Here is a 15,358-nt window from a genome sequence, read left to right on the forward strand (position 1 = left end):
GGGCGACCAGCGCCGCGGGCGCCGGGCCGCCCCCGCCCGCCACGCCCCCGCCCGCCGCGCCGCGGACCGTCCTCAGCTCCGGGTGAACGTCCGCACCGTGGGCAGGAGCCGGTCGTCGAACCCGAACAGCGCCTGGTTCTCCCAGCCGTTGCCGGAGGAGGGGTCGGCCGGATCCCAGCCGTTGCCGGGCACGCCCGTCCAGGTCGCCTCCCAGTAGAAGACACCCAGGCCCCGGCCGCCGGGGACGGACCGGACGGCCTCGATCACCTGCCGCATCATCGCGGCCTGCCCCTCCGGCGTGGCCGGGTAGCCGGGGTAGGGCTCGGCGGAGGTGACGATGTTCTCCCAGCCGTCGTCGTCGGCGGTGGTGAAGGGGTGGGCCGTCTCCACGACCACGACCGGCTTGGCGTAGCGGGCGGCGACGTCGTGCAGGTTGGCGCGGAACGCCTCCAGGGTCCCGTGCCAGTAGGAGTAGTAGGACAGGCCGATCACGTCGTAGCGCACGCCGTGGGCGGCGGCGGTGTCGAACCACCAGCGGTACAGGTCGTTGTCCGCCCCGTCGGCCAGGTGGAGCACCACCTTCGTCGAGGAGGACACCTCCTTGGCCGCGTCGTGGCCCGCGTTGAGCAGCGCGGCCAGGTTCGGCCAGTTGTCCCAGCGGCCGTCCGGCCAGAGCAGCCCGCCGTTGAGCTCGTTGCCGATCTGCACCATGTCGGCCGGGGTGCCCTGCGCCTTCAGCGCGCCCAGCACGTCACGGGTGTGGGCGGCGACGGCCTGCTTGAGCTCCTCGAACGGCAGGTCGGCCCAGGCGGCGGGCTTGTTCTGCTTGCCGGGGTCGGCCCAGCTGTCGGAGTAGTGGAAGTCGACCAGCAGCCCCATGCCCCGGGCCTTGGCCCGCTTGGCCACGGCCAGGACCTGCGTCTTGGTGTTGTAGCCGTCGGCCGGGTTCACCCACACCTTCAGCCGTACGTAGTTGAGCCCGGCCGAGCCCAGGATGGCCAGCGCGTCGCCGCGCCTGCCGTTCTCGTAGCGGTAGACCCCGCCGAGCGCCTCCGACTTGGCCAGGCTGGAGACGTCGGCGCCCATGATGGGCGGACTGTCGGGGTGCGGGCCGGTCGCGGCGTGCGCCGGCTGCCCGGTGGTGAGGGCGGCGGCGCAGAGCAGCAGCGCCGCGAGAATCCTTCGCATGGTTCCTCCGGTCAGGTGAGGACGGGTGGTGTTCCTGAGGGGTGCACGGCTCCCGCGGCGACGATCGCGGCGGCGCTCGCGGGAACCGTACGGGTCATCGGTGGGCGAACCGGGTCAGCCCACCGGAGGAGTGGTGCGGACAACCCCCGAAGACCCCCGGTGACGCGCCGTGGTCGGGTGGCCGGCGCGGCACCGGGGGAGATCATGCGTCCCCGGCGAGCGCGACGACCGTGACGCCGCCGGCCGGCACGGTCGCCGAGCCCGTGTGCTCGGCACCGTCGAAGACCCCGGTCCCGCGCACGCCGGGAACCGTGACCGGCTCGTCGCCGTGGTTGACGAGGAAGAGGTGGCGGCCTCGCCGGACGAGCTCCAGGGTGTCCGGCAGGCCGCGCGGCCGGGACACACCCGCCCGGTCGAGGGCCGAGCGGAGGACGTCGCGCAGGTCGCCGTGCGACTCCGTGCCCGGTACGCCCGGCTCCGTACCCGACCCCGCGCCCGATTCCGCGCCCGACTCCGCGCCCGACTCCGCGGCCGGCTCCGGGTCCGGGACCGCGCCGGGACGGGCGGCGGCGCGGGCGTCCGGAACGGGGTCGAGGGCGGTCGCGACATACCAGGCGGTTCCCGCGCCGAGATCGTGGCGGGTCACCGCGGGGTGTCCCGCGTCGGGGCCGTCCGCGAAGGTGTGCACGACGCGCGCTCCGGCGAGGCGGACCCGCTCGGACCAGATCCGGCCGGTGAGGCGCCCGCCGCCCAGCGGGACCGTCCCCTTCTCGGGCAGCGGGTGGAACTCCTCCACCGAGATGCCGAGCACGTCGCGCAGCGCTCCCGGGTAGGCGCCCGGGTGGATGGTGTCGTTCTCGTCGACGATGCCGGAGAAGTAGGAGACGACCAGGTGGCCGCCGGCCTCGACGTAGCGGTGCAGGTTCTTGGCGGAGGACTCCGCGAGCAGGTAGGAGCTCGGCACGACGACCATCCTGTACGCCGACAGGTCGGCCGACGGGTGGACGAAGTCGACGGTGACGTGCTCGCGCCAGAGCGCCTCGTAGTAGGCCTCCATCCGCTCGCGGAAGTCCAGGTCCACCGAGGGGTGCCAGCCCAGCCCGAGCGCCCAGAACGACTCCCAGTCCCACACGAGCGCGACCTCGGCCTCGACGCGGGAGCCGCGGACCCCGGCCAGCCCGCGCAGGTCGGCGCCGAGGGCGACCACGTCGCGCCAGAGCTCGGAGCCGGTCCCCGCGTGCGGCACCATCGCCGAGTGGAACTTCTCCGCGCCGTAGCGGGAGGCGCGCCACTGGAAGAACAGCACCGAGTCCGACCCCCGCGCGACGTGGGCCAGGCTGTTGCGCCGCATCTCCCCGGGCCGCTTGGCGAGGTTGCGCGGCTGCCAGTTGACGGCACCGGTCGAGTGCTCCATGAGCATCCACGGCTCGCCGCCGGCGACCGAGCGGGTGAGGTCGGCCGCCATGGCCAGCTCGATGTGGTTGTCGGCCCGCCCGGCGTCGAGGTAGTGGTCGTTGGCGACGACGTCCACCTCGCCCGCCCACCGCCAGTAGTCCATCGGCTCGCAGTTGGGGACCATGAAGTTGGTGGTGACCGGCAGGTCGCTGAAGCGGCGGATGATGTCGCGCTCGCGCCGGAAGTTGGCGATGTGGGCGTCGACGGAGAAGCGCGCGTAGTCGAGCTGGAGGGCCGTGAGCTGCCCCGGCGCGGCCCGCGGGGGCTCCACCTCCTCGAAGGAGCCGTAGGTCAGCCCCCAGAACGTGGTCCCCCAGGCCGCGTTGAGCGTGGCCACGTCGCCGTGGCGCTCGCGCAGCCACTCGCGGAACGCCTCGGCCGACGTCTCGCAGTAGCAGCGCGCGTTCGCCCAGCCGTACTCGTTGTGGACATGCCACATGACGACTGCCGGGTGCCCGGCGTAGCGCTCGGCGATCCGCTCGGCGATCCGGGCGGAGGCGGCGGCGTACTCCGGTGAGCTGGGGCAGAAGCCGTGCCGGGAGCCGCCCCCGACGACCCGGCCCTCGCGGTCGACGACGCGGCTGCCGGGGTAGGCCTTCCGGAACCACGCGGGCGGGGACGAGGTCGGCGTCGCCAGGTCGGCCTTGACGCCCGCGGCGTCGAGCAGGTCGATGATCCTGTCCAGCTTGCCGAAGTCGTACACGCCCTCGGCGGGTTCCAGCAGGCTCCAGTTGAAGATGCCGAGGCTGACCAGGTTGACCCCGGCCTCGCGCATCAGCCGGACGTCCTCGCGCCAGACCTCCTCCGGCCACTGCTCGGGGTTGTAGTCCCCCCCGTACGCGATTCCCTCCGGCAGGGCGGGATATCCAGGCAACAGCTCCCCCTTGGACGAATTCTGTGAACGTGCACAGTAGCGGACGGCACACAGGCGGGGAAGAGCTGCTGTGAGATCACCTCATCTGAGCCATATTTAACGAGAACGTAACGGGCATTGACAGTGCGCTATGCCGGATTTCACTCTGTGAACGCTCACAGAAGTCGTCCACGGGCAGGCCTCGCCCCTTCCCCGCCCTCCCCCGGACTCCGGCATCCACGACACGGAGGAACGCATGCATAAAAACCGGCTCGCAACGGCGGCGGCCGTCCTACTCTCCGCCGCCCTGGCCGCCGGGTGCTCCGGCGCCGCCCAGGAGCCGGCCGCCCCGGCCGCGCAGAACTCCGCCCCCTCGGGGCCGGTCACGTTGACCTACTGGACCTGGGTCCCGAACATGGACAAGGTCGTGGCGGTCTGGAACCAGGCCAACCCCGACATCCGGGTGACGGTCAGCAAACAGGCCGGGGGCGACGACGCGGCCGCCAAGTTCCTGACCGCCGCCAAGGCGGGCAACCCCCCGGACCTGGTCCAGGCCGAGTACCAGATGCTGCCGTCCTTCGTCGCCGCCGACGCGGTGGCCGACCTGAAGAACGAGGTGGGCCAGGCGAAGGCCGAGTTCGGCGAGGGGATCTGGGGGCTGGTCACGCTCGGCACCGACGGCGTCTACGCCGTCCCCCAGGACAGCGGGCCGATGATGCTCTACTACCGCAAGGACCTGTTCGACAAGTACGGCATCGAGGTCCCCAAGACGTGGGACGAGTACGCCGAGGCCGCCCGCACCGTGCACAAGAAGGACCCCAAGGTCTTCCTCGGCACCTTCTCCAGCAAGGACCCGGGCTCCTTCGCGGGCCTCGCCCAGCAGGCCGGCGCCCAGTGGTGGTCCATCAGCGGCGAGGCGTGGAAGGTCGGCGTCGACGACGAGGCCACCAGGAAGGTCGCCGACTACTGGGGCGGCCTCGTCAAGGAGGGCGTCATCGACGACCAGCCGTACTTCACCCCCGAGTGGAACAAGGCACTCAACGACGGCACCCTGCTGACCTGGCCGTCGGCGGTGTGGGGGCCGGGCGTGCTGTCCAGCAACGCGCCCAAGGGCAAGGGGAAGTGGGCCATCGCGCCGCTGCCGCAGTGGAGCGCCGGGGAGAGCACCACCGGCTTCTGGGGCGGCTCGTCCACCGCGATCGCCACGAAGTCCCCCCACAGGGCCGCCGCCGCGAAGTTCGCCACCTGGCTCAACACCGACCCCAAGGCGCTCGGACTGCTGGTCGAGGAGGGCGCGGTCTACCCGGCCGCCACCAAGGGCGCCACCCTGCTCGGCGACGCCCCCGAGTACTTCGCCAACCAGCCCGGCTTCTGGCAGCAGGCCGCCGCGATCTCCGCCACCGCGCGGGGCTTCACGTTCGGTCCCAACGTCAACGTGACCTACAACGCCTTCAAGGACGCCTTCGACAAGGCCGTCCAGAACCGGTCGCCCTTCTCCGACGCCGTCCGCACGATGCAGGAGGCGACCGTCGCCGACATGCAGAAGTCCGGATTCCAGCTCGCCCGATGAGAGTGCGACGCAGCGGCGGCGCCCGCACCGCGGGCGCCGTCCCCTACCTGTTCCTCACCCCGGCCCTGGCGCTGTTCGCGCTCTTCACGGCCGTCCCGATCGTCTACACGGCCTACCTCAGCCTGCGGCGCACCAAGGTCTCCGGGCTGGGCCTGGGCAAGGGCTCGCGCACCGAGGTCTTCGCCGGGCTCGGCAACTACGCCGCCGCGCTCACCGACGGCGAGCTGTGGGCCGGCTGGCTGCGGGTCCTCGGGTACGGCCTGCTGGTGCTGGCGGTCATGCTCGGCCTCGCCCTGCTGTTCGCGCTGCTGCTGGACTCCGCGCACGTGCGGCTGGCGCGCTTCTCCAGGATCTCCGTCTTCCTGCCGTACGCGGTGCCCGGCGTGGCCGCCACCCTGCTCTGGGGCTTCCTCTACCTGCCGAGCCTCAGCCCGATCCGGCAGGTGCTCGACGCCGACCTGCTCGGCCCGGGCACCGTGGTGTTCTCGATGGCGAACGTCGCGGTCTGGGGCGGCGTCGGGTTCAACACGCTGGTGCTCTACACCACGCTGCGGGCCGTGCCCAGGACCTACTACGAGGCCGCCCGGATCGACGGGGCGGGCGAGGTCCGGATCGCGCTGCGGATCAAGATCCCGCTTCTGCTGCCCGCGATCATCCTGACCACGGTGTTCTCGATCATCGCGACGGTCCAGGTGTTCACCGAGCCGACCACCCTGCGGCCGCTGACCAACACGATCAGCTCGACCTGGAGCCCGCTCATGAAGGTCTACCGGGACGCCTTCGTCACCGGCGACCTCTACTCGGCCGCCGCCACCTCGATCGTCATCGCGGTGATCTCCCTGGTCCTGTCGTTCGGATTCCTGCGCGTCGTCCGCGACCGCGCCTTCGGGGAGGGCTGATGACCGGCGTGCCTCTCCCGGCGATCCCCACGGTGCTTCCCGCGGTGCCACCTGCGGTGCCCCTCGCAGTGCCGCCCGCGGTACCTCCCGCAGTGCCACCCGCGGTACCTCCCGCGGTGCCTCCCGCGGTGCCTCCCGCGGTGCCTCCCGCGGTGACCGTCCCGGCGACCTCCGCAGCGATCCTCGCAGTAAGGAGTGCGGCCCGGTGACCGCCACGACCCTGACCGCGACACGCCACCGGGCCGCGCCGCGGCCCCGCCGCCCGCTCGGGATCGCACCGACCGCGATCCTGCTGCTGGGCGCGCTCTACTGCCTGCTGCCGGTCGGCTGGGTGCTGGTGGCCGCCACCAAGTCGAAGGCGGAGCTGTTCTCCACCCCGGCCTTCGCCCCCGGCACCGGGCTGCTGTCCAACATCACCGACCTGGCGCAGTACCGCGGGGGCGTGTTCTGGCTGTGGATGCTGAACACGCTGCTGTACGCGGGCGGCGGGGCGCTGCTGTCCACGGCCGTCTCCGCGGTCTCCGGCTACACCCTGGCCAAATACCGCTTCCCCGGCCGGAACCTGATCTTCAACCTGCTGATCGGCGGCATCCTGGTGCCCGCCGTGGTGCTGGCGATCCCGCAGTACCTGCTGTTCTCGAAGATCGGGCTGGCCGACACCTACTGGTCGGTCCTGCTGCCGCAGATCCTGCACCCGTACAGCATCTACCTCGCGCGCATCTACGCCACCGCCGCCGTCCCCGACGCGCTGCTGGAAGCCGGGCGCATCGACGGGGCCGGGCACTGGCTGCTCCTGCGCCGGGTGGCCCTGCCCCTGATGGTCCCGGGCATGGTGACGATCTTCCTGTTCCAGTTCGTGGCGATCTGGAACAACTTCCTGCTGCCGTTCATCATGCTCGGCGACGACCAGAAGTTCCCGCTGACCGTGGGGCTGTACACGCTGCTCGCGGCGGGGGCCAACCAGCCGTCGCTCTACAACCTGATCCTCACCGGCACGTTCCTGTCGATCATCCCGCTGATCGCGCTGTTCCTCACGATGCAGCGCCACTGGCGGACCGACCTGGCCGGCGGGGCCGTGAAAAGCTAGTGGGCGGGCCGTTCGACGGCCGGCGGACCGCCGGCCGAGGGGACAATGGCAGCATGGCGAAACGTCCGACCATCCACGACGTCGCGGCGGCGGCGGGAGTCTCCCGGGGCACGGTCTCCCGGGTGCTCAACGGCGACCGGTACGTGAGCACCGCGGCGCGGGTGGCCATCGAGCGGGCCATCTCCGAGACCGGCTACGTCGTCAACCGCAACGCCCGGAGCCTGGTCACCCAGCGCTCCGGGTCGGTCGTCATGGTGCTGTCCGAACCCCACGAGAAGGTCTTCGAGGACCCGAACTACAGCACCACCATCCGTGTCGCCATCCGGCGGCTGGCGGTGCGCGACATGTCCATGGTCATCATGCTGGCCGGGGACGACGGCGACCGCGACCGGGTGGTCCGCTACGTGCGCGGCGGCCACGCCGACGGGGTGCTGCTGATGTCCACCCACGCGGGCGACCCGCTGGTGGACGCGCTGGAGACCATGCGCATCCCCGCGGTCGCCTGCGGCGCGGTGATCGGCAAGGAGAACGTGATCCCGTACGCCGCCGCGAACGACCGGGAGGGCGCCCGGCAGATGACCCGCTACCTGGTCGAGCAGGGCCGCAGGCGGATCGCCACCATCACCGGCCCGCTCGACACGCCCGGCGGCGTCCAGCGGCTGGAGGGCTTCGCCGACGTGCTCGGCCGCAAGGCGTCCAAGAAGCTGATCGAGCACGGCGACTGGACCCAGCTGAGCGGGGAGAGCGCCATGGCCCGGCTGCTGGAGCGCGCCCCCGACCTCGACGCGGTCTTCGTCGCCTCCGACCTGATGGCCGCGGGCGCGCTGTCCACCCTGCGCGCGGTCGGACGGCGGGTGCCGGACGACGTCGCGGTGGGCGGGTTCGACGACTCGGCGGTGGCGCTCACCACGCACCCCCCGCTGACGACCATCCGGCAACCCCTGGAACGGGTCGCCGAGGAGACCGTCCGCCTGCTGCTCGCGCGCATCGACGGCACCGAGCACATCGAGCCGGTCGTCCTGCCCACCGACCTCATCGTCCGCGAGTCGGCCTGACCTCCGGGCCGCCGGATCGCCGCGGGGCGCGATCCCGGTGGCCGAACCGCGGGCGGAAACCCCGGGCCGGCGGCCGTCAGCGGCCGGGGGACGAGCCGTTCACGGTGAGGACCTGCTCGGTCTCGATGGCGGGGAAGGTGCCCGTGTCGACGATGCCGTGCTCGTTGTAGGCGGCCTCCAGCAGCGCGTGCGCCTTGGGCTCCAGCTTCCACAACGCCCGGTACTCGCGGGCGGTGGCCAACGAGATGCCGACCTCGTGCGCGATGTCGGCCGCGCGGGGCACGAACTTCCGCTCGATCTGCTTGTCCCAGTACTCCCGCGCGGCACGCATCAGGGCCGCGCGCTGCGCGGTGTCGACGACCGGCGGCGGGGTGTCGTCCACCACGTGCGGCTCATCGTCGTCGTCATCGTCGATCGAGATCGCCACGGACGGGTCGGCGGACACGGCCGGGCGCAGGGGCACGACCCGGCGCGCCGGAGGCTCCTCCCGCTCCGGCTCCCACGGCACCGGCGGGGTCAGGTCGATCAGGGCGGAGGTGTTGTAGAGCGCCCCGATCTGGGAGAGCAGCGCCTCCTGCCGCGCGGAGTCGACCGCGAGCCCGCTGTGCTCCACCGCCTGGTCCATGGCACGATCCAGCTTGGCGAGCGCCGCGCGCATCTTCCGCTCCGAGGCCCCGGAGGCGCGCAGCGCGCGGGCCCGCTTGGCGGCCAGCGCGACCCGGGTCAGCCTGCGGTGGGCGTCGACCTCGCTCGCCGTCCGGTCGCTGACCTCGGCCAGCCCGATGCGGACCAGCGCCCGCTCCGGGGTGATCCGCCAGTTGATGCGGGCCCGCCCCGTGATGCGGTGCCGCTCGATCGCCATGCCCCGCTCCCAGAGCCAGGCCGCCACCAGCGGCGCGGCGAGCCGGAAGACGGCCTCGGCCGGGCTGCGGGCGTCCATGCTCGACAGCACCGCCGTCAGGCCGGTGAGCACCCACACGGCGACCCCGTCGATGCCCGCGGAGAAGTTCTCCCTCATGTTGCGGCGGGCCCGGACGGCGCTGGTGATGACGGCGACCTCGATGAAGGCGAAGAGCAGCAGCCGCAGCGGCCCGTCGAAGCCGAGGACGTCGCTGGAGAAGCGCCACATGCCCTGGGCGGAGACGCCCGTCGCGATGCTCGCGGCGACGATGGTGAGGATGTCCTCCACAGGACGGGGCGCGACGTGGCGCTGGTAGACGTGGACCGCAAGACGCAGGAGCGCGCGGAGCGCGAAGTAGGCCACGGCCATGAGGACCAGGCCGAACACAGCGATGATGATCGTTAAGACCGGCTGGTCCGCGGCGAAGGTAGTGATTTGATCGATGGGGGGCATCAGTCACTGTCCGTCAGTCTCGGTGTCCGACAGATATCCAGCCGATCATTCCAGAATGTCGGCGGCTTGTTTGCGAAACGGACGCTCATTGTGTGACGGGAGTGAACATCCCCACGAGGATGAGATCACCGTAACAGAACGGGACCATCCGATCGTGGCGAGCCTCGCGGCCCCGGGGGGGCAGGAGATCGCTTCTGCCGTTCTGACCTGGTCGGACATCCACGGTCGGCCCTCTCGGCGGTCAGGGGGTGCGGCGCAGCGGTGGACGGCTGACCCAGGTGGCCCAGCGCCAGAGCCATTCCAGGGGGCCCTGACGGTAGCGGCGCAGCCAGAGCGTGGACCCCAGCCACTGGGGGACGAGGATGGCCCCGGCGATCAGGAGCACCGTCCCCGAGGACCAGCCGTCCGGCGAGCCACCGACGAGGCGGGTGGCCACCAGGACGAGGACCGTGGCGGACAGGTAGTTGGTCAGCGCCATTCGGCCCAGCGGCGCGAAAACCCCCTGGAGCACCGGCCGGAGCGGCGTTCTGAGCAGGAGCAGCAGGGCGCACACGTAGGCGCCCGCCATCAGCAGTCCGGCGACGGCGAACCAGGAGCTGAAACCACCCGCGCCGGCGGCCCCGGACTCGACCTGCATCCACAGGGCGGGCACCGCCCCCACCGCGAAGACCGGGCCCAGCACGGCCGGGACGCGGGTGGAGCGCTCGATCCGGTCGATCGCACCGTACCGGGTCAGCACCGAGCCCAGCAGGAACAGCCCGGGCACCAGCGGCACGCCGTTGCTGCCGAGGATCGGCGGCAACGCGATGAGGACCGCGGCGAGCCCCGCGACGGCCCGGCGCGGCAGCCACGTCGAGGGCAGCAGCACCAGCAGGCCGACGACGGCGTAGATGGTCAGGATGTCGCCCCGCCACAGCAGGAACATGTGTGCCAGGCCCAAGGCGAGCAGCGCCAGAAGCCGGCGCAGCAGGAGCAGCCGCGGGTGGGGGACGCGGCCTTCCGCGGAGTCCAGCAGCAGCGAGAAACCGATGCCGAACAGCAGGGAGAAGATCGGGAAGAAGCGCTGGTCGACGAACAGCCCCAGCCAGGCGTCGTCCCGGCCCGTCGTCACCACGGGCTGTGTGGCCGACACGACGTCGCCCATGTGGGCGATCGGTTTGACGTTGGCCAGCAGGATCCCGCACAGGGCGAACCCCCGGATGACGTCGAGTGCGGCGATGCGAGGGCGGGCGGCCGAGCGCGGCTCCCCCGGGGCGGCGGCGTGGTGTCCTGCCCGGGAGGGGGAGGCGTGGTGTCCTGCCCGGGAGGGGGAGGCGGGGCCGGGCAGCTCCGGTACGGGAGCGGCAAGGCTGTCGGGCTCGGGGTGGCCGGGCCGGTGCCGGGCTCGCCGTGCCGGGGGGAATTCCTCACGTGACATGGGGACACATCCTGCGGATCCGGGTCCGGAGCGGCACGGGTCGAAAGCAGGGTTCGCGCCGGGTGAGATCGTACTTTCGGCCGGTTCGAGGACGGGGGCCGACGGCCTAGCCTGAAGCGCGTGAACGGCCGGGATCGACTGGGCGGGCGCCCGGCGGGCGAGACCGGCGCCCGAGGTGCGCGGATGGCGGCCGAGGCCGGGCTCGGGGCCGTGTTCGCCGGTCTGCTGGTCTTCTGGGCCTACCGGGTCGCGGACAGCTGGGGCGGCGGTTACTGGCGGTTCGGGTGCGTGGCCGGGGCGATCGTGTGCGGGCTCGCCCTGGTGCGCCGGCGCGGCCGGGTGTGGGCGGCGCTCGCCGGCCTGGCCGTCGCGGTGGCCGCCAACCTGGTCTCCCGGTTCGCCGACCTGCCGGCCGAACCCGGCCCGGCCATGGCACTGGCCCTGTCCGTGCTGGTCGGGTCGGCGGTCAGAGCGCTCCCGGTCCTCCCGGCCTGCGCCGTCGCGGCCGGTGGGCTGGTGGTGATCGCCTGCGGCCTGCTCACCGCCCGCCCGTCCGCCTCCGCCCTCCCGCCTGTGACAGCGCTGAACGCCGGCGCGTGGCTCGCCGGGGTCGCGATCGGGCTGTGCTCACGGCTGCTGGCCGCCCGCCGCCGGGCCATGGCCGAGGACGTACGCCGCCACGAGCGCCTCCGGCTCGCCAGGGAACTGCACGACGTCGTCGCCCACCATGTCACCGGCATCGTGCTTCAGGCCCAGGCCGCCCAGATCCTCGCCCGCAAGCAGCCGGACCGGCTGGGCGGCTCCCTGTCCGGCATCGAGACCGCCGGCTCCGACGCGCTGGCCGCCACTCGCCGTCTCGTCGGCCTGCTGCGCGAGGCCGCCCCGCCCACGCCGCCTCACGAGAGCCTCACCGACCTGGTCGAGCGCTTCCACGGACCCGAAGTACGCCTGCGCCTGCCCGGCGGTGAGGACGAACCGGCCTGGCCGCCCGAGGTGAGCAGCACCGTCTACCGGGTGGTCCAGGAGTCGCTGACGAACATCTCCCGCCACGCCCCGCGCGCCCGCCGCGTCGAGGTCACCGTCGCCAGGGAGGGCGACACGGTCACGGTGGAGGTCTCCGACGACGCCCTGCCCACCCCGGCACGGCGCCACCGCCGCGGCGGGTACGGCCTGCTCGGCATGCGCGAACGCCTGGAGGCCCTGGGCGGCACACTCCGCGCCGGTCCGCGCCCGGAGCCGGGCGGCTGGTCCGTGCTCGCCACCCTGCCCCTGCCCGCCCGCCCGGTCACCCGCCGGCCCGCCCGGAACGTCGACGACCATCCCGGGGAGCGACTATGACCGTCCCGGAAGGGCCGATGACGACCCGGCGGGGGCGCCCATGACGATCAGCGTCCTGCTGGCCGACGACCAGGCGATGGTACGCGCCAGCCTGCGCGTCATCCTCGAGGACCAGCCCGGCATCGAGGTCGTCGCCGAGGCCGCCGACGGCGACGAGGCGGTCACCCTGGCCCGGCGGCTGCGCCCGGACGTGTGCCTGGTCGACGTCCAGATGCCCCGCCTCGACGGCATCGCGGTCACCCGCGCCCTGGCCGGGCCCGGCGTGCCCGCTCCGCTGCGGGTGGTCGTGGTCACCACGTTCGACCTCGACGAGTACGTCTACGGCGCGCTCCGCGGCGGCGCCGTCGGCTTCGTGCTCAAGGACGCCGGACCGGACCTGCTGGTGGGGGCCGTACGGGCGGCGCACGCCGGGGACGCGCTCATCTCCCCGTCGATCACCCTGCGGCTGCTGCGCCATGTGACGTCCTCCGGCGCCCCGGCCGCCCGCCGGCCCGCGCAGCCGCTGTCGGAGCGGGAGACCGAGGTCGTCCGGGCGATCGCCAGAGGCCGCACCAACCAGGAGATCGCCGCCGAGCTGTTCATCTCGCTCAGCACGGTCAAAGGCCACGTCTCCACCATCATGGCCAAGCTCGGCGTCCGCAACCGGGTCGAGATCGCCTCCTGGGCCTGGGAGAGCGGCCTGATGGGCGCCTGGTGAAAGGCCCCACCGCCCGATGACCCCGGTGTGCCCCGGTGAGGAAAGCTCTTCCCCGCCGGGGCTCCGCCCTGGCGTGCCCCGACCTGCCCGGGACTTCCCCGGGTGCCCCGTCAGGCAAGGCGTCGCCCGTCCGGCGAAGCGTCCGGCGCGCGACGCCCGTACGCGCCCCCGCGGCGCGTACGGGCACCGGAACGCGCACGGACGCCGGAACACGCACCGACACCGGAACAACGTATGGACACCCGGTCAGAACGGCCAACCGGCGCTGCGGCCCGCCTCCAGCAGCGGGATCAGCCGGAACGTCGCGTCGGAGAAGCCGCCGAACTCGTGGCGGTTGCCCGACCCGGTCGGCATCGCCGCGCGCCGGTAGCCCTGCAGGTTGAACCCGTACATCGGCACGTGGCTCGGTGCCGTGTCGGTCACCTCGGCGCCGTAGTAGCCGCTCATGGTCTGCATGTCCGACAGGATGACGACCCGGTCGTGCCCCTCGTAGGTGCGGCGGACGGAGTCCGCGATCTGCGTGCCGTGTCCCACCTCGCCGATCCGCTTGCAGAACCGGTCCATCTCCTCCAGCACCGGCGCCCCGCGGCCGACCTCGTGCCGGAACACGCCGTCGGCGAAGCCGTACAGGTCCACCCGCTCGCCGCGGGCGGCGAGCGCGACGCCGAACAGGGCCGCGGCCTGGGCGGGCGTGACGGTGGAGCGCCTGGAGACCGCGCCGCCCGTCATCGACGACGAGGTGTCGACGAGGACGAGCGTCCGGCCGCCGAACGACGGCACGTTGCCCGTCGCCAGCGTCAGCGCCCTGTCCAGCGCCCGGCTCCAGCGCCCCGACGGCGCGTTCCGGTACGCGGAGTAGAACCGGAACGGCAGCTGCCGCGACCGGGCGACCTGCTCCGGGTCGGCGATCCGGGCCGCGACCCGCTCGGCGACCTCGTCGGAGACGCCCGCCGCGTCGAAGTTCCTCAGGTTGCGGATGAGCGCCATGTAGCCCATCGACGGGATGACCGCCTCCCACGCCTGCCGGTCCATGGGGCCCTGGAGCCACCCGGCGAGCGCCTCCCAGGTCATGCCTGCGGCGGCGAGGCGGCCGGGGTCGGCCAGGACGGCGCGGCGCTCCTCGACCGGCAGTTCCGCCAGCTCGGCGCGGGCCCGCAGCACCGTCAGGGAGTCCGGGATCGGTTTGCCCTCGCGGTCGTGCCTGCGGTCGAGGGCGTGCGCGAACAGCTCGCCCTGCCATGCCTTGTCCGCCGCCGGGGCGGGGTGGACGAGGTCGATGACGTCCGCGAAACGGAAGCCCTTGCTCGCGGTGTCGTACTTGAGCAGGCTGCGCTCGTTGTAGAGGCGCCGGACGGCGTCGGCCAGGCCGCGCTTGACCGGCTTGGGCACCGCGCGGCCGTACCGGGACGTCCAGTACGCGAGCGCCTCGCCCGGCTCGTCGGCGCGCTGCAGGACGCCGTCCACCAGCTGCCGGTTGAGGCCGTGCAGTCCGGCGGCCAGCCGCGCCCTGACGGCCTCCAGGGCGGCGACGACCGGGGCGGTGCGCATGTTCGCCGTCGTCCGCAGCCACGGCAGGAAGCGGGACAGCCACTCGCCGTCCTCGACCGCCACCTGGTGGACGAGGCGCTCGAAGCGGTCGTCGCGGTCGCGTGCCCTCTCGTAGAAGGTGTCCTCGCCGACCATGTTCGACACCGCGAGCAGGAACAGCTCGCCCTTGGCGTCCCGGACGTATCCGGGGGCGCCCTCGTGGGTGACGCCGGACGGCCGGCGCTCGGTCTTCACCGGGCTGGAGCCGGACGCCCGGGAGGCCGTGGTGTTGAACTTGGACATGGACACGGGCCTTTCTCTACGAGTTCCGCGCCCTCCACGGAGGGCGCGGCGAGGGGAGCCCGTCTCCACGTGGGCGTGCCCGAGGTCGAGGGCGCGGAAGGCACATGGCGCTCTGGGCCACTGAGCTACGCGGCCGGAGCCGCGACCGGATTCGAACCGGCGGCCTCCCCGTTGACAGCGGAAGTAGCCCTCCCCTGCGCACCGGGCACGCGCGTGGAGCCGTGCTCCTCCCGAGATCGGAACGACCGCGGTCCGCCCGGCCGATCGGGCGGCGGCCCCGCTGAGAAGGGCCGCCAGGAATCGAACCTGAAGTAACCGCGGTCCGCGCACCGGGAGGCGCGTGGACGTCTTCCGGGACCTCCCCGAGTTCGGAGCCGACGACGGTACAAAGCACGCTGCCGTTACGCCACACCAGCCGGGGCTGGAGCCGGGAGTCGAACCCGGGCCGCTCGATTCGCAATCGAAGTAACCGTTGCCTTCGCACCGGGGAGGTCCCGGTGGATCATGGGCTTCCCCGAGATCGAGATCGGCTGCGGGCATCGACGGTATGTTGCCGTTACCACCACACCGGCCGAGGCCGGAGCCGGGAGTCGAACCCGGGTCACCGTCTGGAAG

At 72.7% G+C, this 15,358-nt stretch carries 11 protein-coding genes; 6 read left to right on the forward strand and 5 right to left on the reverse strand.

What is annotated here, in order from left to right; genetic code table 11:
• Positions 1-72: 72 nt before the first annotated feature.
• Positions 73-1,188: a glycoside hydrolase family 53 protein gene (locus ABD841_RS08085; protein ID WP_344969406.1), complete on the reverse strand. Its 1,116-nt coding sequence runs from the start codon at positions 1,186-1,188 to the stop codon at positions 73-75.
• A gap of 202 nt (positions 1,189-1,390) precedes the next feature.
• Complete coding sequence (locus tag ABD841_RS08090; protein ID WP_344969408.1) at positions 1,391-3,517, reverse strand: beta-galactosidase; 2,127 nt, start codon at positions 3,515-3,517, stop codon at positions 1,391-1,393.
• Between the two features lie 235 nt (positions 3,518-3,752).
• Between ABD841_RS08090 and ABD841_RS08095 the strand changes: the two genes are divergently transcribed.
• From ABD841_RS08095 to ABD841_RS08110, 4 genes are all read left to right on the forward strand, one after another.
• On the forward strand, positions 3,753-5,066 hold the full coding sequence (locus ABD841_RS08095) for an ABC transporter substrate-binding protein (RefSeq protein WP_344969409.1): 1,314 nt from the start codon (positions 3,753-3,755) through the stop codon (positions 5,064-5,066).
• Complete coding sequence (locus ABD841_RS08100; protein ID WP_344969410.1) at positions 5,063-5,965, forward strand: carbohydrate ABC transporter permease; 903 nt, start codon at positions 5,063-5,065, stop codon at positions 5,963-5,965. Before ABD841_RS08095 ends, ABD841_RS08100 begins: the two co-directional genes overlap by 4 nt.
• A gap of 205 nt (positions 5,966-6,170) precedes the next feature.
• Positions 6,171-7,052, forward strand: coding sequence for a carbohydrate ABC transporter permease (locus ABD841_RS08105; protein ID WP_344969412.1), 882 nt, complete (start codon positions 6,171-6,173; stop codon positions 7,050-7,052).
• Between the two features lie 53 nt (positions 7,053-7,105).
• Positions 7,106-8,107, forward strand: coding sequence for a LacI family DNA-binding transcriptional regulator (locus tag ABD841_RS08110; protein ID WP_344969413.1), 1,002 nt, complete (start codon positions 7,106-7,108; stop codon positions 8,105-8,107).
• 76 nt (positions 8,108-8,183) lie between these two features.
• Here ABD841_RS08110 and ABD841_RS08115 read toward each other — a convergent pair whose 3' ends face one another.
• Together ABD841_RS08115 and ABD841_RS08120 are read right to left on the reverse strand one after the other, a co-directional pair.
• The gene (locus tag ABD841_RS08115) at positions 8,184-9,461 is read right to left on the reverse strand and encodes a hypothetical protein (protein ID WP_344969414.1); all 1,278 of its coding nucleotides are present in this window, start codon (positions 9,459-9,461) and stop codon (positions 8,184-8,186) included.
• Positions 9,462-9,702: 241 nt separating this feature from the next.
• A complete protein-coding gene (locus ABD841_RS08120) occupies positions 9,703-10,878 on the reverse strand; it encodes a DUF418 domain-containing protein (RefSeq protein WP_344969416.1) in 1,176 nt (391 codons plus the stop codon).
• A gap of 120 nt (positions 10,879-10,998) precedes the next feature.
• Between ABD841_RS08120 and ABD841_RS08125 the strand changes: the two genes are divergently transcribed.
• Positions 10,999-12,216, forward strand: a complete 1,218-nt coding sequence (locus ABD841_RS08125; protein ID WP_344969418.1) for a sensor histidine kinase — start codon at positions 10,999-11,001, stop codon at positions 12,214-12,216.
• Between the two features lie 40 nt (positions 12,217-12,256).
• Positions 12,257-12,913 carry a response regulator gene (locus ABD841_RS08130; protein ID WP_344969420.1) on the forward strand — a complete coding sequence of 219 codons (657 nt, stop codon included), beginning with the start codon at positions 12,257-12,259 and terminating at the stop codon, positions 12,911-12,913.
• Between the two features lie 246 nt (positions 12,914-13,159).
• On the opposite strand, the gene ABD841_RS08135 is transcribed toward ABD841_RS08130, so the two are convergent.
• Complete coding sequence (locus ABD841_RS08135; protein ID WP_344969629.1) at positions 13,160-14,743, reverse strand: TROVE domain-containing protein; 1,584 nt, start codon at positions 14,741-14,743, stop codon at positions 13,160-13,162.
• Positions 14,744-15,358: the final 615 nt, after the last annotated feature.

The organism is Streptosporangium fragile (assembly GCF_039534445.1).
GTDB lineage: Bacteria > Actinomycetota > Actinomycetes > Streptosporangiales > Streptosporangiaceae > Streptosporangium > Streptosporangium fragile.

What these genes read in the sequence shown, in the direction of transcription:
- ABD841_RS08085 (WP_344969406.1), bottom strand. Translation starts at nt 1,188, where the DNA reads ATGCGAAGGATTCTCGCGGCGCTGCTGCTCTGCGCCGCCGCCCTCACC.
- ABD841_RS08095 (WP_344969409.1), top strand. Translation starts at nt 3,753, where the DNA reads ATGCATAAAAACCGGCTCGCAACGGCGGCGGCCGTCCTACTCTCCGCC.
- ABD841_RS08100 (WP_344969410.1), top strand. Translation starts at nt 5,063, where the DNA reads ATGAGAGTGCGACGCAGCGGCGGCGCCCGCACCGCGGGCGCCGTCCCC.
- ABD841_RS08110 (WP_344969413.1), top strand. Translation starts at nt 7,106, where the DNA reads ATGGCGAAACGTCCGACCATCCACGACGTCGCGGCGGCGGCGGGAGTC.
- ABD841_RS08115 (WP_344969414.1), bottom strand. Translation starts at nt 9,461, where the DNA reads ATGCCCCCCATCGATCAAATCACTACCTTCGCCGCGGACCAGCCGGTC.
- ABD841_RS08120 (WP_344969416.1), bottom strand. Translation starts at nt 10,878, where the DNA reads ATGTCACGTGAGGAATTCCCCCCGGCACGGCGAGCCCGGCACCGGCCC.
- ABD841_RS08130 (WP_344969420.1), top strand. Translation starts at nt 12,257, where the DNA reads ATGACGATCAGCGTCCTGCTGGCCGACGACCAGGCGATGGTACGCGCC.
- ABD841_RS08135 (WP_344969629.1), bottom strand. Translation starts at nt 14,743, where the DNA reads ATGTCCAAGTTCAACACCACGGCCTCCCGGGCGTCCGGCTCCAGCCCG.